This window comes from Haloquadratum walsbyi C23, from assembly GCF_000237865.1.
Taxonomy (GTDB): Archaea; Halobacteriota; Halobacteria; order Halobacteriales; family Haloferacaceae; genus Haloquadratum; species Haloquadratum walsbyi.
This window is the reverse complement of sequence record NC_017459.1, coordinates 3,007,343-3,029,749: the sequence shown is the minus strand read 5'-3', so window position 1 is coordinate 3,029,749 and position 22,407 is coordinate 3,007,343. Positions and strand designations below refer to the sequence as shown.

21 protein-coding genes and 5 pseudogenes are annotated in these 22,407 nt (G+C 48.5%); 13 read left to right on the top strand and 13 right to left on the bottom strand.

Going from position 1 to position 22,407, the window contains the following annotated elements:
• The first annotated feature begins 473 nt into the window (after nucleotides 1-473).
• The 3 genes and pseudogenes from HQRW_RS17070 (at nucleotide 474) to HQRW_RS13710 (ending at nucleotide 1,689) form a co-directional block, all read left to right on the top strand.
• Nucleotides 474-842: pseudogene (locus HQRW_RS17070) on the top strand (UPF0175 family protein).
• A gap of 209 nt (nucleotides 843-1,051) precedes the next feature.
• Entirely contained in the window at nucleotides 1,052-1,249 is a 198-nt protein-coding gene (locus HQRW_RS13715; RefSeq protein ID WP_049892178.1) for a hypothetical protein, read from the top strand.
• Nucleotides 1,246-1,689, top strand: coding sequence for an arsenate-mycothiol transferase ArsC (locus HQRW_RS13710; protein ID WP_014557059.1), 444 nt, complete (start codon nucleotides 1,246-1,248; stop codon nucleotides 1,687-1,689). Before HQRW_RS13715 ends, HQRW_RS13710 begins: the two co-directional genes overlap by 4 nt.
• A gap of 121 nt (nucleotides 1,690-1,810) precedes the next feature.
• Here HQRW_RS13710 and HQRW_RS15260 read toward each other — a convergent pair.
• Nucleotides 1,811-2,005: pseudogene (locus HQRW_RS15260) on the bottom strand (permease); the annotation flags it as partial.
• Between the two features lie 47 nt (nucleotides 2,006-2,052).
• Between HQRW_RS15260 and HQRW_RS13700 the strand changes: the two are divergent.
• The 3 genes and pseudogenes from HQRW_RS13700 (at nucleotide 2,053) to HQRW_RS13690 (ending at nucleotide 5,620) form a co-directional block, all read left to right on the top strand.
• Nucleotides 2,053-2,406 (top strand): annotated as a pseudogene (locus HQRW_RS13700) (type II toxin-antitoxin system PemK/MazF family toxin).
• 626 nt (nucleotides 2,407-3,032) lie between these two features.
• The gene (locus HQRW_RS13695; RefSeq protein WP_011572805.1) at nucleotides 3,033-3,446 is read left to right on the top strand and encodes an NAD-binding protein; all 414 of its coding nucleotides are present in this window, start codon (nucleotides 3,033-3,035) and stop codon (nucleotides 3,444-3,446) included.
• Nucleotides 3,443-5,620 (top strand): amino acid permease, encoded by a 2,178-nt coding sequence (locus tag HQRW_RS13690; RefSeq protein ID WP_014557057.1) that lies wholly within the window; start codon nucleotides 3,443-3,445, stop codon nucleotides 5,618-5,620. Before HQRW_RS13695 ends, HQRW_RS13690 begins: the two co-directional genes overlap by 4 nt.
• Before the next feature lie 794 nt (nucleotides 5,621-6,414).
• Here the strand turns inward: HQRW_RS13690 and HQRW_RS13685 are convergent.
• The 11 genes from HQRW_RS13685 to HQRW_RS13635 form a co-directional block, all read right to left on the bottom strand.
• The gene (locus HQRW_RS13685) at nucleotides 6,415-7,137 is read right to left on the bottom strand and encodes an urease accessory protein UreF (protein WP_014557056.1); all 723 of its coding nucleotides are present in this window, start codon (nucleotides 7,135-7,137) and stop codon (nucleotides 6,415-6,417) included.
• Complete coding sequence (gene ureE, locus HQRW_RS13680) at nucleotides 7,137-7,859, bottom strand: urease accessory protein UreE (RefSeq protein ID WP_014557055.1); 723 nt, start codon at nucleotides 7,857-7,859, stop codon at nucleotides 7,137-7,139. Before ureE ends, HQRW_RS13685 begins: the two co-directional genes overlap by 1 nt.
• Complete coding sequence (locus HQRW_RS13675) at nucleotides 7,859-8,773, bottom strand: urease accessory protein UreD (RefSeq protein WP_014557054.1); 915 nt, start codon at nucleotides 8,771-8,773, stop codon at nucleotides 7,859-7,861. Before HQRW_RS13675 ends, ureE begins: the two co-directional genes overlap by 1 nt.
• Nucleotides 8,770-9,390, bottom strand: a complete 621-nt coding sequence (ureG, locus tag HQRW_RS13670) for an urease accessory protein UreG (protein ID WP_011572798.1) — start codon at nucleotides 9,388-9,390, stop codon at nucleotides 8,770-8,772. The genes HQRW_RS13675 and ureG overlap by 4 nt, the downstream gene beginning before the upstream one ends.
• The gene (locus HQRW_RS13665) at nucleotides 9,390-9,716 is read right to left on the bottom strand and encodes an urease subunit gamma (protein ID WP_011572797.1); all 327 of its coding nucleotides are present in this window, start codon (nucleotides 9,714-9,716) and stop codon (nucleotides 9,390-9,392) included. The genes ureG and HQRW_RS13665 overlap by 1 nt, the downstream gene beginning before the upstream one ends.
• Complete coding sequence (gene ureC / locus HQRW_RS13660) at nucleotides 9,713-11,425, bottom strand: urease subunit alpha (protein WP_014557053.1); 1,713 nt, start codon at nucleotides 11,423-11,425, stop codon at nucleotides 9,713-9,715. Before ureC ends, HQRW_RS13665 begins: the two co-directional genes overlap by 4 nt.
• Complete coding sequence (locus HQRW_RS13655) at nucleotides 11,422-11,802, bottom strand: urease subunit beta (protein WP_014557052.1); 381 nt, start codon at nucleotides 11,800-11,802, stop codon at nucleotides 11,422-11,424. The genes ureC and HQRW_RS13655 overlap by 4 nt, the downstream gene beginning before the upstream one ends.
• 357 nt (nucleotides 11,803-12,159) lie before the next feature.
• Nucleotides 12,160-12,960: an energy-coupling factor ABC transporter ATP-binding protein gene (locus HQRW_RS13650; RefSeq protein WP_014557051.1), complete on the bottom strand. Its 801-nt coding sequence runs from the start codon at nucleotides 12,958-12,960 to the stop codon at nucleotides 12,160-12,162.
• On the bottom strand, nucleotides 12,948-13,760 hold the full coding sequence (cbiQ, locus tag HQRW_RS13645; protein WP_014557050.1) for a cobalt ECF transporter T component CbiQ: 813 nt from the start codon (nucleotides 13,758-13,760) through the stop codon (nucleotides 12,948-12,950). Before cbiQ ends, HQRW_RS13650 begins: the two co-directional genes overlap by 13 nt.
• Nucleotides 13,757-14,062 (bottom strand): PDGLE domain-containing protein, encoded by a 306-nt coding sequence (locus HQRW_RS13640; protein WP_014557049.1) that lies wholly within the window; start codon nucleotides 14,060-14,062, stop codon nucleotides 13,757-13,759. The genes cbiQ and HQRW_RS13640 overlap by 4 nt, the downstream gene beginning before the upstream one ends.
• Nucleotides 14,059-14,715, bottom strand: coding sequence for an energy-coupling factor ABC transporter permease (locus HQRW_RS13635; protein WP_014557048.1), 657 nt, complete (start codon nucleotides 14,713-14,715; stop codon nucleotides 14,059-14,061). The genes HQRW_RS13640 and HQRW_RS13635 overlap by 4 nt, the downstream gene beginning before the upstream one ends.
• Nucleotides 14,716-14,840: 125 nt before the next feature.
• Here HQRW_RS13635 and HQRW_RS13630 point away from each other — a divergent pair, with 125 nt between their 5' ends.
• The 6 genes from HQRW_RS13630 (at nucleotide 14,841) to HQRW_RS13605 (ending at nucleotide 20,999) form a co-directional block, all read left to right on the top strand.
• Nucleotides 14,841-15,302, top strand: a complete 462-nt coding sequence (locus HQRW_RS13630; RefSeq protein ID WP_014557047.1) for a CopG family ribbon-helix-helix protein — start codon at nucleotides 14,841-14,843, stop codon at nucleotides 15,300-15,302.
• A gap of 793 nt (nucleotides 15,303-16,095) precedes the next feature.
• Nucleotides 16,096-17,388 (top strand): urea ABC transporter substrate-binding protein, encoded by a 1,293-nt coding sequence (locus tag HQRW_RS13625; protein WP_014557046.1) that lies wholly within the window; start codon nucleotides 16,096-16,098, stop codon nucleotides 17,386-17,388.
• A gap of 32 nt (nucleotides 17,389-17,420) precedes the next feature.
• Nucleotides 17,421-18,347, top strand: a complete 927-nt coding sequence (gene urtB / locus HQRW_RS13620; RefSeq protein ID WP_011572788.1) for an urea ABC transporter, permease protein UrtB — start codon at nucleotides 17,421-17,423, stop codon at nucleotides 18,345-18,347.
• A complete protein-coding gene (gene urtC / locus HQRW_RS13615; RefSeq protein ID WP_014557045.1) occupies nucleotides 18,344-19,534 on the top strand; it encodes an urea ABC transporter, permease protein UrtC in 1,191 nt (396 codons plus the stop codon). The genes urtB and urtC overlap by 4 nt, the downstream gene beginning before the upstream one ends.
• Nucleotides 19,531-20,304: an ABC transporter ATP-binding protein gene (locus tag HQRW_RS13610; protein WP_011572786.1), complete on the top strand. Its 774-nt coding sequence runs from the start codon at nucleotides 19,531-19,533 to the stop codon at nucleotides 20,302-20,304. The genes urtC and HQRW_RS13610 overlap by 4 nt, the downstream gene beginning before the upstream one ends.
• Nucleotides 20,301-20,999: an ABC transporter ATP-binding protein gene (locus tag HQRW_RS13605; protein WP_014557044.1), complete on the top strand. Its 699-nt coding sequence runs from the start codon at nucleotides 20,301-20,303 to the stop codon at nucleotides 20,997-20,999. The genes HQRW_RS13610 and HQRW_RS13605 overlap by 4 nt, the downstream gene beginning before the upstream one ends.
• Before the next feature lie 164 nt (nucleotides 21,000-21,163).
• On the opposite strand, the pseudogene HQRW_RS13600 reads toward HQRW_RS13605, so the two are convergent.
• Nucleotides 21,164-21,343 (bottom strand): annotated as a pseudogene (locus HQRW_RS13600) (hypothetical protein); the annotation flags it as partial.
• A 138-nt stretch (nucleotides 21,344-21,481) separates the two neighbouring features.
• Between HQRW_RS13600 and HQRW_RS13595 the strand changes: the two are divergent.
• Nucleotides 21,482-22,403 (top strand): annotated as a pseudogene (locus HQRW_RS13595) (MarR family transcriptional regulator).
• The last annotated feature ends 4 nt before the right edge of the window (nucleotides 22,404-22,407 follow it).

Genomic DNA, 22,407 nt, shown 5'->3' with positions numbered 1-22,407 from the left:
GGGGATTGCTGTTGAACCTGCATCTGTCGGTGGTAACTTCGACTCACATCCAATGCGACTTCTGTCCATTCTGTCGGCGGTAGTAGATTGAAAATGCATATAGGTTGAATCAAACATGACTTGCTCGCGAAGACGTCGTTGAGGCATACTTGCTTGATAGAAATTCGAGGTGAGCTACTCCTGTTACTCGCCAGTTGACGCCGGATCCGTGATGACGAAGATTTAGCGCCTGCGAACTGCTAAGATATAGCGTCATTGCTTGATCAGTGAAACGCACCGCAGATCGACAGAAATCCGACTCAAAGCCAGCCGACCCTCTGAAACTGCATGAGTCTAATAAACTGAAATTTGATATAGCATTATACAGTTTATGAGTATGAATATAGGGAAGTTGAGGCTGGTCATCTCAATGCATGTGGGGTCCCGACGTAGTTCATAAATAGTAGAAAACGTAGTCTGGGATAGATAGATAGATGCCACGAATTACCGTCTCATATCCTGACGACCTCGACTTCCTGATCGAGGGTGTTGTCAAGGCTGGCGTGTTTGGAGGCAAGAGCGATGCGTTGCGCGAGTTCGTGCGCGAATATTTCGAGGACCACGAAAACGAGCGAATCGCAGCTGCGGTCACCCCTCCACGAACGCGAACGGATCTCACTCGGTGATGCTGCGAGACTTGCTGATGCCGATCGCTGGACGATGCGTGACATCCTCCATGAGCACGGCGTTGAAATTCGCCCGGGCTCGTTGACGAAGAAGACGCAGCCTACGAGGAAGAGGCAGCAAGCGAACTCGAATTCGATCATGAGGACTCGGACGACGAGGAGTCATCTGCGAAATGATAGGCGATGATGTTTTAGCGAGCCCGAACGCCCTGCGAGGAACGCGATTGATTGTGTCGACGAACTCAGACGGGAGTCTCACTGTCTGACCGCGGACGAGCCGACCGCACCGACTCCACAATGAGCACACACATCAAATCAGTGTTCGACCGTTCGCCCCTTCGACCCGCAGCCGCGCACTCGCGAAAATCATCCTGTGTCGGGGCTTGATGGTCGTAATTACTGTTCTCGCCGCTCTCCTCGTGACCGGAAGCGTCGGCGACGTTCATGAGTATGTAAATGTCCGTGATTGGGTAAGACCCCACCCAGGTGCGCGCGATCAGAACCGAAATCGAACAGCAGGTAATCGAACTCTTCGACGATCTGCCGACACAGGCGGAGCGTCGCGCGAACTACGTAATACATGACTGAGAGCACAGAATCCGAAACGCTGAGAATTGCCTTCGTCTGCGTGCAGAATGCAGGCCGGTCGCAGATGGTCTACTCGTTCGCACAGCGAGAAGTGGAACAGCGAGGACTCGAGGACGCAACCGAACTCATCACTGGCGGAACACGCCCTGCCGACCACGTCCACGACGAGGTCGTCCGAGCTATGCGCGTAGTCGGAATCGATCTCTCGGGGCGGACGCCACGGGAGATTACGTTCGAGGAAACCCAGGAGAGCGACTATGTCATCACGATGGGTTGTTCAGCCGATGACGTCTGTCCCGCAGGATGGGCTGGAGAAAGCCGCGATTGGAATCTCAACGACCCGGACGGGAAGTCGGCTGCTGAGGTCGGTCGCATCCGCAACGAGGTCGAACGACGCGTCACCGACCTCTTTGACGAAGTCGAACCCCAGCTCTGAGTACGTGAGCCGTCACGCAATCGAAGGAATTTATATCGTCACACACTCCCCTTTGTCGGTCGAGCCGGAACGCAGATAGCCGAACGACTATCTGCTGGAGTCATTGGAAAGCTCCTGAGTTTTAGGAATACGATTGGACGAAGAGAACGTTCAGCCCATAGCCGAGAATTGTCCCGGTGATAACGACAGTCGCGGCGTAGACAACGAAGAGTTTCCGACCGAAGAGTTTGTTGAGAAGAATCAGGTTCGGAATACCGACTCCTGCACCGACGACGAACGCGATGACGGTCCCAATCGGAACGCCTTGGTCGATGAGTGGGGCGGGATTTCGGACGAGGCGTGGTCGGGGTCGGGACTTGATGAATGAGCAACGATACCGAGATTCGGCGCAGTGATGTCGTTATCGTTCGACTCGATCCTGCCGAAGGGCACGAAATGCGGAAAACACGGTCTGCGGTAGTGGTCCAGAACAACATTGGGAACAGAAACTCTAATCCCACAACCGTCGCACTTGTGACGGGAACGTACCGGGACTATCCTTTTGAGGCACTCATGGAAGCGTCGGACTCACCGTTCGAGAAAGACTCCTCTGTGCGGCTTGATTAAATTCGAGTTGTCTCTGTTGAGAAGCGAATACATTCGGTGGCTAGCAATCTCGAAGACTCAACAATGGGTGAGATCGACGACGCGCTCAAATTGAGTCTCGGACTCGACTGATCGGGGAAACTCTTTGCGAGGAAATCAGCATCAGATTCGTACGCATTGAGACAGCCAGTTTCAACTACTGTGTTGATATTGAGTATAAACCATATGTCGATATATCTTTTCGATATAGGCGAAGCTGAGACTGTTATACACTTACAAAAGCACAAGAAGAAAGCTCCAATTTCATCAAAAATAAGATCATCCAGCGTCATCACATTGAGAGTGTATAAATATGAATTAATTCAGCCAGCAGAAACTATTTTATATTGTTTTTGAGAAGTCGCTCTCCGTACGCTGTTAGTCATACCGAGCATCTCGCAATACTTCCAGTAGCGTAGGTCAGTTAAATGATATGATAGTCCACATATATTATCATCGCAGACAGTATCGTAACATTTGATTATACTACCTCCACAGGTCATTGTCTGTCCTCAATACTGAGGTACACTTCGCCGTATTGACATGCTCATCACCCCTGTCGCATATATTTGATTATTTTGACGAACCAAGAATTAAAAGATATAATAATGACGAAGTGTCTTTAGAAACGGATTATTTATATCGTTGCGTCACACGAAAGCAGGCACGGATCAGAATCGTGAAATCAATTCAATATCAAGAAGCGTGAGTAATCCAAAATGTTTCAATTTATCAATAATTCTCAGTGTAGGGATTCACAAACAACTCATTTTGTGTTAGGTGACAACCACACGGGAGTGGCAATAGCCGAACGGCTACAGATGGACGGGCAGAGCGTTACAATGGTGAATGAGACTGATACCTCCGATACCGTCGCTGTAATTCAAGGCAGTCCAACGGATATTGAACTTCTCATCGAATCAGGACTAGGGACAGCAAAATCAGTAATCATTGGGACTCAATCAGATGCGCGGAACTTCCTCATTGCACAACTAGTCCGGGCTCACTTCGATGTCCCACAGATCACTGTGCTTGTGTACGACCCCGAGCGGCTCTCAGCAGTTGCTGAGGCTGGTCATGAACCACTTTGTGTGACGACTGTGGTATCCGAGACAGTCGTGGAGCATGTATGAAGAAGCTTGAACGTGATCTCGGGCTTTCATCAGTACTTGCAATAAGCGTCGGTGCGATGATTGGGAGTGGCGTTTTCATCTTGCCTGCCCTTGCTCTTGAAATCGCAGGTCCCGCAGTGATTGTTGCATACGCGCTTGCAGGTGTGCTTGTTGTACCGGCAGCCCTCTCAAAATCCGAGATGGCAACTGCAATGCCGGAGGCTGGAGGAACATACATATATATTGAGCGAGGAATGGGTCCGTTACTTGGTACTATTGCCGGTGTTGGTACATGGTTTTCGCTCTCATTCAAGGGAGCACTTGCCCTTGTCGGCGGTGTTCCATACTTACTCTTATTATTTGATCTTCCACTAAAGCCAGTTGCGCTGGGTCTCGCAGCAGTATTAATACTGATAAATATCGCTGGAGCAAAACAAACAGGGCGTTTACAGATTGTAATTGTCGTCATTATGCTTGCTGCCCTTGGTTGGTTCGCGGCCGGGAGCGCCTCTGAAGTTACCTCGGCTAACTATGCGAGTTTCTTTGCAGATGGAATTGGTGGGCTTCTGGCTGCAACTGGATTAGTCTTCGTCTCATATGCAGGTGTCACAAAAGTTGCTAGTGTTGCAGAGGAAGTTGAGAAGCCAGGTCGCAATATTCCTCTCGGTATTCTCGGTTCGCTCGCATTTACAACCGTTCTATACGTGGTAATCGTGACAGTATTGATTGGTGTAACAGATTTGACGAGTATCGCAGGATCGGTAACGCCGGTAGCGGTCGCCGCGGAGTCGACACTCGGGGAATTTGGTGTCATCATCGTCATTCTTGCAGCCATCCTCGCGCTAATTTCAACGGCTAATGCGGGAATTCTCTCTTCATCACGTTATCCATTCGCAATGAGCCGAGATAAACTCGCTCCGCCGTCTCTTTCGACGGTGAGTGAACGGTTTGGGACACCTGTATCCTCAATTACACTTACCGGGGCAGTATTACTGGTGCTGATCGCATTCGTTCCAATCCTTGATATCGCCAAACTCGCAAGCGCATTCCAAATCCTGGTGTTTGGGCTCATTAATCTAGCCGTTATTGCATTTCGTGAGGGCAGTACCGAATACAAGCCAGAGTTTACCTCACCACTCTATCCCTGGATGCAGATATTCGGTACCATCACTGGTTTGCTCCTGTTAACTCAGATGGGATCAGTTGCCATCGGAGGAGCGGTCGTGATCATTGTCGGGAGTATTGGCTGGTATCTACTTTATGTACGGTCACGGGTATCCCGGGAGGGAGCAGCGACAGATGCTGTCCGACGACGTGTCGGTGAAGACATACTCATAGAAACTGAATCGATGATAGACGATTCTCCACGCGAAGTGCTTGTTGCGCTCACGAAAAATCTCGATTCAGATCGGGAGCAGTCATTGATTAGTATTGCTGCCGACCTTGTTCGCCCTGACGATGGTCGTGTGGTCACTGTTCGGTTCGAGGAGGTGCCAGACCAGACCCCTCTGACCGAGAATATAGCAATGCAATCTTCATCAGATATCTCGTATGAGTCTCGGATTAACTCACTCTCAGCGAAATTTGATGTTGATATTGAAGCCGACGAAATCGTGAGCCATGACACAAAACACGCAGTCGTCAATTTTGCAGATAACCGTGGAGTGGACTCAATAGTAACTGAACATGAGCCACTACGGCTTCGCTCTCGAGTGCTTGACGACCCAATCGACTGGGTTGTTCGTCATTCACCATGTGATGTTCTTCTAGTAGATAATCTTGGATATAACCGTCCAGAGCAGGTCGTCCTCTCGGGAGGCGGTGGACCATATCCCCCGCCAGCGGTAAACGTCGCCGAAGCCATCGCTACTGCAAATAAAAGCGATATTTCGCTTTGGTATCCCGCTGATCCAAATGAGACGGATAAGTATAGACAGGCAATTAATGACTATCGGATTGCGCTCTCAGAGATGCTTCCTGTCTCAGTTCAGGTTGAATCTCCCAGAGCTGATGGCGGACGACCGTCCAATCCCGATGTAGTGGTGCGACGGGGCAATGTTGAGAGACTTCGATCTGTATTATCTAATGATACTCTAATTTTTCCGAGACCAGGATGTACAACAATAACCGTGTATCCACATAACGCGGGTCAGTCACGACTCATACGCTGGCTATTTGAGCGCCTTACATTTTAGACTCGTCTTTCAAGATCCTGTCAAGCGGAGCGATGTGGGAGGTTTATATCTTCATGCCCCAAAAGAATGTGCTGGTAGTAACATGCTTCCATTCTACCATTCACCGTTGATAGAGGACTCGCGGTTATGATCTGCTTATTGTACCCTGTTCGCCTGGTTGACAGGATGACTTGGATAAAAAAGATCCCGACACTGTCTTATTGAAGCAGGGAGGAGAGACTATCTCGGTCAGCACTCGATACGACGTAGAACTGATCAAAACGACGTTCGGAGCTATATCTGTGCTCTGAAGCCCGAAGTGTGAGCGCCCTAATCGCGTGATAAGCTCATATCATAACAGGGTAATCGCTGAGTAAATGATACAGAATTGCTATCCCTCATCAAGTCACAAGGTCTAAATGGATGGTATTCATATTTATTCATATTGTATATATGCATAAATAATATGTCATATATCAATAGCCTACCGATGATGCCCTGTGCTATCTCCAGTTGCAGGCGGGGTTGAGGTTTGATACTGCACTGGAGTGCCCTCAACAATTGGATCACTGAGGGTTATGATTGCATGACAGCATTTCCCCCTCCTTCTCATGATATCATGGGAAGGATTCTTTTCCCCTTTCATTTTGTTACATTGATTCGCTCAATATAACTTCATTGCCTCGTCGTATTGTAATTATGACCTCAAAACCAATTGCCTGGATGGTCATCGCTATTAGCTATAACTTATCCAAACAAAGCGAAAGTAACCAATGTTCAAATATACTTAATTACTGGTCACTATCAACTAATTATTAACTACTGAAAAGTCGCCGGTCAGCCCGTTCATGATTCATACCCATCACATCAACAAGTGGAGCGAATGAGTATATCGCATGAAGATCAACATCATGATATTCTGTACAGATAGTTTCGATAACCGGGAACAAATTAGAGAGCTGCGTTTGAATCGCTGTATGCCCAAACCGACCAAGTCGCTGCGCTGCCGCAAGTAATCCGGTGACTGTGCCATATGCACTCACTAATGCCGCTTCGCGGCATTCAAGACCGGATGCCTGACACACTACCCCAAGAACAACTGGGAGATATCCCGCAGTCCGACCGTCCTGATAATCTGCTATGTATTCAACTATTGACCCATCAGTCTCTGTATCCGTGTCGGCAAGCAAATTATCGTTGCTATCGTCAAGTAACTCAAGCAGCTTTCCACCAGCTTTTTTTGAACTCTCCCGAAACTCCACCGGCAGTGTTGCCGCTCCAAGCCGCTCATCAGCGGCTTGCATCTCGTTACAATCACCAGTCGTGGCTGCCCGATGAGCGTGTCCAAGTGCAACAATTTCTGCTGGACCGATTACACCATGGAGGTATCCTTCAATGAGATCACCGAGTTGTTCGGCGGTTTCAACACTACCTTCGTTGAGATACTGTTCGATACCATATGAGGCGGTGTATGTGCCGACCGGTAACATTGAATCTGCAAACCGCATTGCCGTGAGTAATGCTTTTGAATCAGTCATTATGTATCATCACCGAGTGAATCGGCTGATGTCGAGTCTGGGTCAGAGCTACTGTCCTGTGCATGGGTGTGAGTATGATTGTGATCTATGTTCGTATTGGTGCAGTCGGTCTGATTATGTTTATTATCGTGGTCATGATTATGTTCGTGATCGTGCCCGTCTTTATCGACGGTCATATTATGATCCGTTTGTTCGTGATTACCAGCGCTGTTGTGTGCGTTTGCACTTATGTTGTTGTCATCCTCAAGGAACCGTTTAGCGTCGACCGTCTCATAATACGTTGTTGCTTCATCGGGGATATACGATCCAAGTACCTCCTCAATAATCGCGTGATCAGCCTCAACTGGGATATAAATCGTTTTGTTATCGATAGCGATATTCCAGTGTTGATTTCCGATTCGATGTCCAAGTTTAAATGCCGTTGAGACTGCTACCTGCGAGCTTGAGAAGTCAATGACAAACGCGTCTCGAGGCTTAAACGCAACAATAACAGCACGACTAGTATTAAGTAGCAATATATCGCCAGCAGTGAGCTCTGGTTGGTCAACAAGAATACCCAAATCGGTTCCCGCGTCTGTTGTCACACGAATTCGTGAGCGTCTCCGTTCAGTATCATCAAGCACGACTGTCTCTAGTGTGTCAGCCTGCTCATGACCGGCGACTGCACTGGCAAGAGCAGGGTCGTCATTGACATTGCCGATAATGCCATCAATTCGCTTCATTAACGGTCTCCAAGTGGTGCGCCAACACCAAGCAATTCTCTGCGGGTTTCATCCCATGCAGCCTCAATTGCGGCTGTTACATCTGTACTCCGGTCACCAAGAACACGCACAGTAATACCGGCTTCATCCCGAAGGGTCGAGACACCAGCAGCACCCTCGTGATCGGTCAGTCGTTGATGAACCATTTCTGCGATTGCCTCAACATCAGCGCTCGGCGAGAAAACATATAAAGTGCCAATGACGGTATACTCGCCAATAGTTGCCAAATTACGAGGATCACGTTGAGCAGGTTGGAGATTGACAGCATCAGCACAGATAAGACGCTGTTCAACCCTCGCATCGGTGCGACTGTGATAATGATCGAAACTGAATGGCTCATGTGCGGAGAGCCCATCGGGGACAAACACATCGCCAACAATCACAGTTGCATCCGGAGCCATCTCAACAGTTGTTGTCTGCAGACATCGAGCATCCTCATTGAGAATCGTTGGTTCGGGCAGATATTCAAGATATGCTCCTGATTCAGCAATCAACGTTGCCTCGAGATGTGCATAACTGGCTTTCATTGTCTGTACTTTTGACGCACTTTGATTTGTTATGTGTGCGTGTGCATCTGGACGTGCTGTGACAGTGAGGCTATGACGGTCGCCTTGGGTAATTGCACCAGTTGGGTCCTGCAAACAGACTGTTATCAACTCGTCAACTGGATCGCTGTCAAGCGTCCCTGAAAGATGATACGGCACCCGGAGAAAATCTGATAGAAGTCGAGTTGGCTTATCATCTTCACGACCAACGACAAGGTCGGCAATTCCGTGTTTTCCATGACCGAATGCAGGCGATTGTCGTAGCTTCTGTGTATCATACTCTTGGAATGCCGGTGGGATTGGGTGCGTGTGATCGCTATCGGTACTCACGCGAACAGGACGCTCCGTTCAATTATATCCATTATATCGTCAATTCCTTCTCCGGTTTTACAATTCGTGAACGCTGTGGGGTTATCACCGCGAACTTCCATTGCATCTTCTTGAAGCACCTCAAGACTAACATCGACGTGCGGTGCAAGGTCTGTTTTATTGATGACCAGTAGATCAGCCTGTGTGATTCCAGGTCCACGTTTCCGCGGGATATCGTCACCTTCAGCCACTGAAATAACAAAAATGAAATAATCCGCAAGCTCGGGATTGAATGTTGCTGCAAGGTTATCACCGCCGGATTCAATCAGGACGACATCTAACTCAGGATGGCTTTCACTGAATTCATCAATCTTATCAAGATTCATCGATGGGTCCTCACGAATGCCAGTATGAGGGCATGCTCCGGTTTCGACACCGGCAATGAGATCCTTTTCAATCTGACCGGCAAACGATGATTGTAACCGTTGCGCGTCCTCCTGCGTCATAATATCATTTGCGATGACCCCCAAATCATAGCCAGCGTCATCAAGTCGTGGGACAAGTTGCTGTACAAGCGCAGTCTTTCCTGATCCGACAGGACCGCCAAGTCCGACTTTCGCGACATCTCTATACCCCATTATTCCACCTGTTCCCGTGTGTCTCCACGAATTGGGTCATGAACAGTCACAAGCTTTGTTCCGTCTGAGAATGTTGGCTCAACCTGCACCATATCAATCATCTCTGGGACTCCATCCATTACATCCTCACGAGTCAGCAAACTTGTCGCCTCTTGACGAATCTCCGCTACATCCATTCCGTCACGGGCGCGCTCACAGACCCAATTAGAGATATATGCGATTGTTTCTGGATGATTTAATTTCACCCCTCGATCTTTACGCTGTTTGGCGAGTTCTGCAGCCATGAAAATCTTAAGTCGTTCGTTATCTTTCGGTGAAAGTTTCATAATGAATATCTCTTTGCAAGTGGGAGTTCTTCAGCCGGTTCACAGGTCACGTGTTCACCATCAACCGCAACTTCGAACGTCTGTGGGTCAATATCGATATTCTCTGGTGCGTACTCATTATGTCGCATGTCGTTTTTCCCAACATCACGGGTTCCCTCAACGGGACGTACGCGTGATTCAAGCCCAATCTGATCGCCAATATCGTTCTCGTAGGCCGCTTTGCTGACAAATGTCGTGCTTATTGCATGTTTTGCCTTTCCGACTGCACCCATACGAGATCGCTGCATCACAGGCTCACAAGTCATTAATGACCCGTTTGCTTCACCCATTTCGCTGTGAACGGGAAAACCACCCTTAATCACGTATTTTGGCTTAATACCGTAGAATTCTGGCTCCCATAACACGATATCCGCCATCTTCCCCGGTTCCAACGAACCAACATACTCGTTGATCCCGGCGACCTTTGCGGGGTTGATTGTATACTTTGCAACGTATCGCTTGATACGAGCGTTATCCGCGTTTGTCCCTGTATCGACTGGGAGTGCCCCACGCTGTGACTTCATTTTGTGCGCTGTCTGCCATGTTCGTGTAATGACCTCAGCCATCCGTCCCATTGCTTGTGAGTCAGAAGTCATCATACTGATTGCACCCATGTCGTGGAGTACATCCTCTGCAGCAATGGTTTCTGATCGAATACGGGACTCGGCGAACGCAACATCCTCCGGCACGTCCGGATTGAGATGATGACAAACCATTACCATATCAAGATGTTCATCGAATGTATTGACCGTATATGGCATCGATGGATTCGTCGATGATGGCAGCATATGATCGTAGCCGATGAGTTCGAGCACATCCGGCGCATGACCGCCACCCGCTCCCTCAATGTGGAAGGTATGGATTGTTCGCCCATCGATTGCTTCGAAGGTATCTTCAAGAAACCCTGACTCATTGAGCGTATCAGTGTGGATACACACCTGGACGTCTTCTTCATCAGCAACGGTAAGGGCGGTATCGATAACATCAGGTGTTGACCCCCAATCTTCGTGAAGTTTCAATCCACATGCACCAGCCTCGATCTGCTCGATAATCGGATCAGGACCGCTTGAGTTACCTTTCGCGTAGAAGCCAACATTTACTGGATACTCTTCAGCAGCCTGCAGGAATCGTTTAATATTCTCTGGTCCAGTCGTACAGGTAGTTGCACCCCCACCATAGCCACCACCGAACATTGTTGTCACGCCACTTGCTAGCGCATGCTCGAACAACTCTTTACTATTAAAATGAATATGTATATCGAGCCCTCCTGGTGTTGCAATAAGCCCATCCGCTGGTGCAGTGTCTGTGCTTGGTCCAATAACAAGTTCATCATCGACGCCATCCATTGTATCGGGATTACCAGCCTTGCCAATACCGGCAATTTTGCCATCACGAACGCCGATATCACCCTTTTGAATTCCTAGAATGGGATCAATGATGACAGCATTGCTGAAAACCCAATCAAGTGCCCCCTCCGCTTGCGTCGTTCCCGACTGCATTCCCATGCCATCCCGCATCGTCTTGCCACCACCAAACACTGCTTCATCACCATATGTCCCGTGGTCCTTCTCAATCTTGGCGAGTAAATTAGTATCACCAAGTCGTAGTCGATCACCTTCAGTTGCGCCAAAAAGGTCAGTGTATGCCTCTCGAGAGAGTTTTCGACTCACTGTTCCTCCATGTAATCTGCATTTCTCGCCCGCTCAAACGCCTGCTCGCGTGTTTCATCAGCATCAAGTTCACCATTGACCAACCCACCCATTCCTTTGACGATTCGGTCACCTCCAATCGCAACAAGATCGACATCTTTCTCACAGCCAGGTTCAAATCGAATGGCAGTTCCCGCTGGGATATCGAGTCGCATTCCATATGCGCTTTTTCGATCGAATGAAAGTGCTGGATTCGTCTCAAAGAAATGAAAATGTGAGCCGACCTGCGATGGTCGGTCACCGGTGTTCTCAACAGTGACTGATGTCGTCTCACGGTCAGCATTAATCTCAACTGGCTTGTCTGCTGGGATCAACTCGCCGGGTGTAATGTCACTCATTGCTACAATCCCTTTGATTACTCAAATATCCAATAATCGGTGAACAAATTAACATACAGAGTCCATTTCGAACAACGATGATAAAAATATTTCTCTTAGAACAATACTGATATCGTAAAGTAACACCGATTAAATTCAATGATTAAAATAATCAACTGTATGATTCTGTGTCTTATTGCGTGTCATCAATTGAAGTTCTTCAATTATGCGCATAGTATGAGGATAAAAGAAGTCTCACGCCGAGACCTGATGATAATAAACAGTAAGTGGAATACCCGCGCGTTCACACGGGAGGATCTCAATCTTGGTCAATGATTGATGAAGCATAATAAGATGATATTTGAGCCGTATTGTGTATCAAGATTCTCGCTTCAAAAGGAATTCACGGGCTGCTTCCACGGTTAGTGGAATATCGGCGTCTGGCAGCACTGTTTCAAACATTTGTACTGTTTGTGGTGGTCGGAGCCCATGAGTTGAAAGTAGGTTACGATTTGTTAATATCTCACGAACGGATCCTCTCGCAGCGATTCCCCCATCTTGTCCGATAAGAATCACCTGATTAGCGATCTTCGGGACTAAATCAACCGATGGTGTAAAAATTAGCATAGATCCGGTATGATTGCTAAGAAGATGAAGAATTTGCTCTCGATATGTTGCATCAACCGCTCCAAATGGCTCATCTAAGAGCAGCACATCCGGGTCAAATGCAAGAACACTGGCAATTGCAGCCCGTTGTTTCTCACCACCTGAGAGACGAAACGGTGGTCGATCAAGCAAGTCAATTAGTCCAAGTGTGTCCGCAAGTGATTCTACACGACGCTCTGCAGTCGCGCGATTATAACCTAATTGTGCTGGACCATATTCGATATCTTCCCGAACTGTTGTATTGAACAGATAATCGTCGGGATTCTGTAACAACACTCCAAGTCGTTCTCGGACTGTCTCGGCGTCGGTTGTTTTCTCGAAGAACGTGATTGACCCAACAGTCGGCTCAACAAGCCCACCAAGAACAAGTTGTAACGTGCTTTTCCCTGACCCATTTGCACCAATGACTGCGATCTGCTCTTGTTGTTTAATCGTCACATCAATGTTCTTGATTGCGGTTGTACCATCAGGGTACTCATGTCGCACCCCGCAGGCGTCGATTACAGACCCCATCGAATCACTCCTGTCATAATGACTGCAAACCCCGAGATAGTGAGCAGTATGTAACCGTATATATCAATCTGCTTCAATCGACCGTATGGTGATGGTGCGCGTGCACCACCGCGGGCCCGCATCCCTCGACCAACTCGTTCGCCTCGGTCGAGCGTTCGTAAAAGAAAGCTCCCAACCATGCAACGCGCATCCCGCCATGCACCACGGAGTGATGTCCGACCGGTTGTCCGACTATTTCGAGCCAGAATCAGCCGTTGTAACTCATCAAAGAACAGGAATAGATATCGATATGTAATAGAAATAACCCATACAAGTGCAACTGGGACATGTAGTGAGCGCAGTGCTGCGATAACCGCTGAAAACGGTGTTGTGAGCACGATCAATGATAACAGTCCAATCCCAACGCCAACGCGAAGGGTAAATAAGATAACGTACTCGATACCAGTCACAGTAATCGTCACTCCAGTAAATGACAGGAGCACCTCACCGGGCATTATGATCGCCTGTGGGAGAACAATCAATGCTGATATGAGAGGTACGACCGCCGATCGCGCAGCCAACTGTCGGAGAGGAACAACTGATAGACGAGCTAGTATGATCGTCAATAGACCAAAACACATTGTTACTGACACCTGTCGGGAAATCATCACCGCCAGTGCAAATCCTGCAATGGAAATCAGTGTTACCCGTGGGTCTCGTCGCTGGAGAAAGCCATCGTTTTCGGCAATCTGCTCGGCAGTGAATACAGCCCGGAGTGCACCCGTAATCGACGCGACGGACCGACCAACAATGCCGGTCACGATTCAAGCAGGCGACCAGCGCCAAAAGCAACAATAAGTGTTAGCACTGTGCCAACTCCAGCCGAGATGAGTGTTCCAATCGGACCTGAGAACCCTCCAACAGTGTAGTCTGGGAGTATGCCAGGATTGAGATTTATGACTGCATCGGTTGCACCTGTCATTTTTGCGGCATTCTCGAGTGGCTCGGCATAGCCGACGATACTTGCGGTCCACCCGAAAAACGGAGCCACTATCACAAGTCCCAGCAGCATGAGAGCCGCCCGCTGTATCCAAGAGTCCATGTTCATGCTTATGATCTTCATAGTTTCACGTCCGGGGACAGATTGCTATTTTCGAATTGAGTAAAAACGAGATCGGGGCGGGCAGCAGCGATATAGGTATACACTCCAGCAGTAATTGCACCCTCGATAATTCCAAGAACTGCGTGACCGCCAGTCATAATCGTAACTGTTGTGGCTATCTCATAGGCGAACGCCGAGGAGAACCCGACGCCAAGAGCAACAATGAGTGCTGAAACTGTCACTGCTGCCCATCCAGCAATAAACGCCGCTCCTGACTCATGAATCTCTCTGAACATCTGAAATAGACCATATCCAATGAGAACATTAACCACAGCTATCGCAAAGAGATTGCCACCAAGCGCAATGATTCCACCATCACCGAAGACAAGTGCCTGAATCGTGACAACAGCCGTCATTGCAAGCACACCAAGCGACGGTCCCAATAGAATGCCAGCGAACGCTCCACCAACGAAATGTGCGCTGGTACCGCCGGGAATCGGCCAGTTCAACATTTGCGCAGCAAAAATACCTGCGGCGACTACACCAAGTAGTGGTGTGCGTTCATCACCAAGTTCACTGCGGGCATACCTTACTGCAAGTCCAATTGTAACTGCTGAGCCAAGCCAAAATAGCCCCGCAACCAGCGGGTCAAGAAAGCCGTCGGGGATATGCATTCTATTCGATATACTATGCACCTGGTTAATAATACTTTTTGAGGCTATCGTAATATTTCATGAATCGTATTCAAAAGAATAGTGAGTGTATCAAGAATTATACGGTCAGTCGAAAACCTGCAGTTATGAGTCAAGATGTTGACCGCATGAGTGTGACACTTCCGCCGGATCTCTTGTCTGAATTGAATCAGGTTGTTGAAACCGGTGAATATAATAGTCGTTCCGAGGCGACCCGAGACGCGCTTCGTGCGTTTGTAACCGAATTTAATCAACAAACCGGGTTATCAGGAACTCTCAGTGGGACTGTGGTTGTGCTTTATGAGCACGAACACAGCGGCGTCACCGATGAAATGAGTGAACTCCAACATGATTTTACAGAAACAATTGTTGCCGTTCATCATGTTCATCTGAGTGATCACCTCTGCTTGGAATCGATTGCCGTTGATGGAGCGGGTGGTCGGATTGAAACGTTATTATCCCGTATTCGACCACTCGAGGGTGTTCGCCAGGTCAAACTCGCAATGGTCCAAGCCGATGCCGATGCCGACGCCGAATCCAAAGTTAACGCCGCCAGAGAAAGAGACTGAACCACTCGTTGGGAGTGACATCCTCAATTTATGAAGCTTCTCGCAAATGAGGGCTCAATAGATTAGAGGGGTAATCTATATTCTCATCCTGTAAGAATGCTGCAGTATCACGCTATCGTTACATATCCCCTCCTGTTCCGCTTAGCACTATTCATCTTCACTGTCAACAAGGATTCAAAACCATCCTATGTCCTGCATCCTGTTCATTTGATGAGCGCCTTCCACGATGAAAAGGCGAATCCCGATATTATCCCAGTAGGGGAGTCCGCCTCGATGAGCGCCCGTGAGAGTGTCCGTCTCACTGATTAGCATATTCATAACCGTCTCCATGTCGACGATGAGTGGTGTCTCTATTCGATTTTATATCGGTGAGAGATACGTCGAAAGAATGTTCGCTTTTTTACATGATCATGTCGTTTTCGTCTACCATACCAAACAGAATCTTGCGCACCAACGCAAAGATACGTAAATATCAATAGTACTATATAAATTGAATTGAGGGAGATTAATAAGACATTGTTTAGAACAATAAGTAAACGAATGCATAATATTGGTCTGTACGATTGATGCCATACTCATTGAGATAATATTGGGCATGCGGTCAAAATATAATGATATACAAATAAATCAAGGAGTTAATGAATATATATCCACTTATTTTAGCCTGTCTAGAAGGATTTATGTATCATACGATTCTGCAAAAAATTATCGAAATGAGTAGACATTTGCGAATCAATACTGCCATATGTACTGCACATGCACATAATCACGCCCTTTCCATGGAGAAAGTCGAATGAGCGATAATCGTATGTCTCGAAGGGCCGTGCTGGCAACCGGCGCGGTGGGTTTTGGTGCATCACTCGCTGGCTGTTCCAGTAGTGGTGGCTCCGGTGGTGGTGGCGGTTCTGAGAGTGACACAATCAAAATCGGCGTTCTTGAAGATCGCTCAGGGAATTTTTCCCTCGTCGGGACGCCAAAATGGCGTGCCAGCAAACTGGCAATTGATGAGATCAATGCGGATGGTGGGATTATGGGTAAACAGATCGAACTGTTTGACCCAGACCCACAGTCAGATAATGAGCGATATCAACAACTCACCTCTCGATTAATCCGACAGGAAAACGTAGACGCATTGTGGGCTGGGTACTCCTCGGCAACAAGAGAGGCAATCCGACCGACAATTGACCGCAACGAGCAGCTATACTTCTATACGACGCAATATGAGGGCGGCGTTGCCGATGAGTATACATTTTGTATGGGACCAACAGCTCGTCAGCAACTGGGTAGTGTTGTCCCCTACATGATTGAGAACTTTGGATCAGATATCTATACTATTGCTGCTGATTACAACTTTGGTCAGTTATCAGCTGACTGGGTGAAGGTCATCGCGGATGAAAACGATGCAGAGGTTATTGGTGAAGAATTTATTCCATTGTCAGTGCAGAATTTTGGGTCAACTATCAGCAATATTCAGGATGCTGATCCGGACTTTGTGATGGCAATTCTAGTTGGTGCAAATCACTCATCATTCTGGAACCAGCGAACCTCCGCTGGGCTTGAGATTCCAATGGGTACCTCAACCGTAATGGCTCAGGGATATCAACATAAACGGCTCGAAGCGCCAGCACTCAAAGATGTCTATGGCGGATTTAATTATATGGAAGAAATCCCGACAAGTCGAAATGAGGATTATGTCAGTCGATATTATGATAAATTCCCCGACGCCGGGTATGCCAATGAGGAATCAATTAACAATTATTTCTCAATTTACATGTATAAACAAGCTGTCGAAGAGGCTGGCACAACCGATCAAGAAGCTGTCCGGGATGTTCTCGAGAGTGGGATGGAAATTACTGGTGATAGATCGCCAGAGGGAGATATTAGCTTCCAGGGACCGGTACATCATATGACTCACAATATGCGAGTGATGCGGTGCGATGCTGAACACAACATTACCGTTGAAGATCAGCGTAAGATTCCTGAACAGTTCCTCTCTGAGACAGTTGGGATTGACCTCTCCGGTGAGGATGATGGAATGACAAAACAATTCACACCGGTTGAGTACTTTGACGAAGCGGGTAGCTGATTGATGATACTAGGTCTGGTGAAGCCAACGGTATGATTCCACTGTTCATCGCTGACGTATTGAAAGCGCTCGATAGTATCGGTGTCCCGGTATCACAGCTTCTGCAAATGGCAGATAGCATCGCGTTTATTGCACTTGCAGCGATTGGTCTGACTGTTATTTTTGGGATGATGGGTGTGATCAATCTTGCTCATGGTGAATTCATTATGATGGGTGCGTACATTACAACCCTTTCTATCAATGTTGTATCATTGCCATTACCAGTAGCGATGATACTTGGGGCACTCGGAACCGCAGCCTTTGGAGCGATTGTTGAACGGACGATAATCAAACGACTGTATGGTCGGCTCTTGGATTCAATGATCGTCACATTCGGACTTGGGCTAATTCTGACGCAGGGCACCCGAATTATATTTGGGAATTCTCTCCGGTCTATTGGTACTCCGTTCGGTCAAGTTCCTGGATATACATATTCTGGATACCGTGTTCTGTTACTACTTGCGGCGATTGGGGTTCTTGGGTCTGTCTATCTTGCATTCACACGTACTGAATTCGGTGTTAGGGCGCGTGCAACAATTCAAGACCCTGAGACCGCTCGAGCAATGGGCGTCGATACAGACCGAATGTATACAATTACATTCGCCATTGGTTCCGGGCTTGCCGGATTGACTGGTGCACTGTATGCGCCTTCAGCAACAATTGTTCCGGGGATGGGACAGTCATTCCTTGTTGAATCATTTGTCACAGTCGTCACCGGTGGATCCTCGGTATTGCTTGGGACAGCATTAGCTGGCGGGATCCTTGGAACGATCAATGCCGTCTTCTCGAATCTATATGGGAATTTCTTTGGGCAAATCGCATTACTCATGACGGCAATCATCATTATTCGACTTCTGCCGGGGGGTTTGACAGGGCTTGCAAACACTGTCCGTGACAAATTGGGTGAACAACAATCATGAAACTGGGTTCAGATATACTTCCCTCACGACTCAAAAGTATCATCACTAAACTAAATGGTCCGAATACACTGGGCAATTCGCGTGTGTTTTGGGCAGCCTTTGGGGTTGGATTACTCCTTCTAGTAGTCCAACCGCTTATCCGTGGGTCATACGCAGCGGGTCAGTTTTCGCTGTTCCTTGCCTATGGACTGCTTGGATTGTCACTGTCGATTATTTGGGGATACACTGGTATTCTTAGCTTTGGACAGGTCGCCTTCTTTGGAATTGCTGGCTATACATACGCAATTGTCAGTCTCAATCTTGGTGGTGCACTCGGTCCGACTGTTGCGTTACCAATCGCGATTGCAGTTGCGACGATATCAGCATTCATCCTTGGATATTTCATGTTTTATGGGGGTGTTCGAAACGTCTATGTTGCTATCCTCACATTGGTCGTTACGCTTGTCCTCGAGACATTCATGGCACAAACCGCTGGTGCCAAATGGGCAATTGGAAGTGTGAAACTCGGTGGATTCAATGGAATCCCCGGAATTCGAAATTTCACTCTTGGTGTTGGCGAGAGTTCATTCAGTCTTTCAGGATCTGAATTTTATTGGTTTGTGCTTGCTGTGTTATTGCTCGCATATCTTGGCTCGCGAATCCTCGTCAATAGTAAATATGGATACTCGCTGGTAGCAATCCGCGAGGATGAGGAGCGGACAGCGATGCTTGGCTACAATGTAAAAAAGGTCAAACTTGCTGTATTCACTTTTTCAGGTGCGCTAGCCGGACTGAGTGGCATCTTCTATGCCAACTGGGGAAACTACATGGATCCGAGTGTATTTACAATTACGTTTGCTACAATCCCGATTGTCTGGGTGACGCTCGGGGGACGAGAATCGTTACTCGGCGCTATTGTTGGCACAGTGATTATTGAATGGCTTCGGAAGTGGTTCTCAATTAATGCTTCAGAGTTCGCAATTGTCTTTGTGGGGCTGATTTTGATGATCACAATTTTGTTTATCCCACGGGGTATCCTCCCAGGAATCAGGGATATGTACGTGTTCTTCAATGCTCACGGACTTCGTGAAGGCATCGAACATGGTCGTGACACAATACAATCTCGCGCTCAAACGCTACTTGGCTCAGTTGGTATTGATATCTCTGACTCAGAGACGCCGGGGAGTTCTGAGGTGATGCGCGAATGAGTGCTCCAAAAAATATGGGGGTTAATCAGCAACCGGCGGTTGCAGCAACCGGTAGCGATCGTGAAGCGATTCTCTCAACAAGACAACTGACAAAGAAATTTGGTGGGCTTACGGCTGTTGACAGTGTTGGATTCACCGTCGCAGCGGGCGAAATTCGGTGTCTGATTGGTCCAAATGGGGCTGGAAAAAGCACGTTACTCGAACTCATTACCGGACAGCTCTCACCGACACAGGGGGATATCTACTTTGATGGTCTGGATTTGACGGCGCTTGAACCGCACGAGCGGATGGACGCCGGTATCAGCGTCAAGTTTCAGTCACCACATATTTATGAAAGCCTCACCGTCGAGCAGAATCTTCGGGTGCCGCTTCAACGAACGGATAGAGAAACCGAGACTGTCTTAACGGACACGCTTGAGCGTATTTCGCTTGCACAGCAAGCCAATGTATCAGCGAGTGATCTGTCACATGGGGAAAAACAACGCTTAGAGATTGGAATGGCGGTCACGCTTGATCCAAAACTCATGTTACTTGATGAACCCGTTGCAGGAATGTCAATAGATGAAACGGCTGATATTGCCGAACTCATTCGATCACTTCATGATGATGGAATGACGTTTCTTGTGGTTGAACACGATATGGAGTTTGTCCGGAAGATTTCTGAACAGGTGACAGTACTGAATCAAGGCTCAATCCTTCGTCAGGGACCGATTGAAGATATTGAGAGTGATGACGAAGTTCGTCGAATATACCTTGGTGAGAATGCATGAGCCTTGATATTACCAGTCTCAATGCCGGTTATGATGGAACACCGGTCATTCGAGACATTTCATTTCAGGTTGACACTGGCGAGATCGTCGGTATCGTTGGTCGCAACGGTGTTGGCAAGACGACGCTCTTAAAAACTATTATGGGGCTTCTCAAAGCTGAATCAGGTCGTGTTATCTATAATGGCGAGGATATGACTGAAAAGTCCGCAGATGCTCATGCTAAACGAAGCATTGGATATGTCCCACAGGGACGTGATGTGTTCCCAGATTTGAGCGTCAAAGAGAATCTCTTGATCGGTGAATCAATCGGTGAGAGTAGTGAGACACGGTATGAGCAGGTATATGATTATTTTCCGATTCTTGCAGAGCGGAAAACGCAATCTGCCGGAACAATGAGTGGCGGGCAACAACAGATGTTAGCAATTGCTCGCGCTCTTGTCGGAAGTCCGGATTTATTATTGGTTGATGAACCGTCTGAGGGGGTCCAACCCTCAATCGTCCAATCAATTACAGAGGATCTTCGCCAGATCAATGAGGAATTCGACACGACGATTCTCTTTGTCGAGCAGAATCTCTCAGTAATCCAGGGATTAGCCGACCGGTGTTATGCAATCGATCATGGAACAATTGTCGATGAAATAACCGGTGAGGCCGTCAGCGAACGCGACCAACTTGAAGAATATCTCGTTGTGTGAGTGCCTCCTCGTGGTCGTCTTCGTAGAGAGCAAGACGGTAATGAGCTGGGTATCATAATTCGAGAGATATGATACTCCCGGAATGAGCATCGGGCGACGTTTGTCTGAGATCGGGTCACTCACTCAGACGATATCGGCATGTTCCAAGTCCTCGAACGCAGTCACTGTACCTCTTCCATCTTGTTGGTCTGGATTTCTTCGGGACGCTCCTCTCGTTTCTTGTCCTCGGCGAGCGTCTCAGCGTACGTCCCAACGTGTCGAAGCTGCTCCGGACCCGACTCATTGAGCGTGTTGACGATTTTCGTCGGAAGGTTCGCCGGTGGGGTCGGGAGTTCGTAGGACATCAACTACCCTCGTATTAACCAACACGTCCCATGAACCGATAGTTTTGTTACTTAACATGGTAAGAACTGTTTTCTCAATCGCCGGCTGTAACACCACTTGAAGCTTCCTTATATACAAGTTTCGTACTATGTTACGCCGTGCTCCGGCGTATCGAACTCGAGGTCCTCGCCACGGTCGACCGCGGCGACACGATCTCCGAACTCGCGACGAAGCTCGACCACAGCGAGAGTTACCTCTCTCGTGCCGTTGCCAACCTCGTCGAGAAGGGACTCGTCTACGCGGAACGCGATAGCCGGCAAAAACGAGTCGCCCCGTCAGATGCTCGTGCCGTCGAACTCTATCGGGACCTCGTCCGCCAGCACTCCCACATCGAGTTCCCCGAGCTGCTGACCGGCAAGGCACTCGAGGTGTGTACTACCTCGACCAGCCGCGAACCGTCTCCGAGATCGCCGACCGGAGCGACAACTACCGCAACACGGTCAACCGCGTCCTCAAGCGGTTTCGTGATCGTGGTCCTGTCGGGACGACCGACGACCACTACGAGTTCAACGCCGACTTCGACCGCCTCCACGAGTTCGCCTGTGAACTTGCACACTATCTACATCGGCAACGATTTGAAGCCGTCGCCCCGAAAGGGACGATTCTCTGGGGGGACTACGACGAATTCCTCGCCCAGGCCGAGACGGAGATCGACGCGGAGGCGTTCCACGAAACCGGCCTCGCTCAATTCGCGGCCTTCGACCTCTAGTTCCTACTCACCGGTACCGCTACTACTCCTACTCCGAGGAACTCGACGCAGTCTCGCCGGCGAAGCTCTGCTGTCACACGCTGCTGATCGACGACGGCAGCCGTCACCGCTCGTACTGTCTCCTCCTGCTCAGCCACGTCGACGTCGGCGAGGCGGACCTCCGAGAGCAGGCGGCGAAGTATGTCCTCGAAGACGAAATCGACGCCCTGCTCCGCTACCTCGAGACACACGGTGAGGTCGATGATGACCGGCTCCCGGAGTGGGATGAGTTCCAGGACCTGACGGCTGACTACGAGGTGCGACTATTCTGAGACC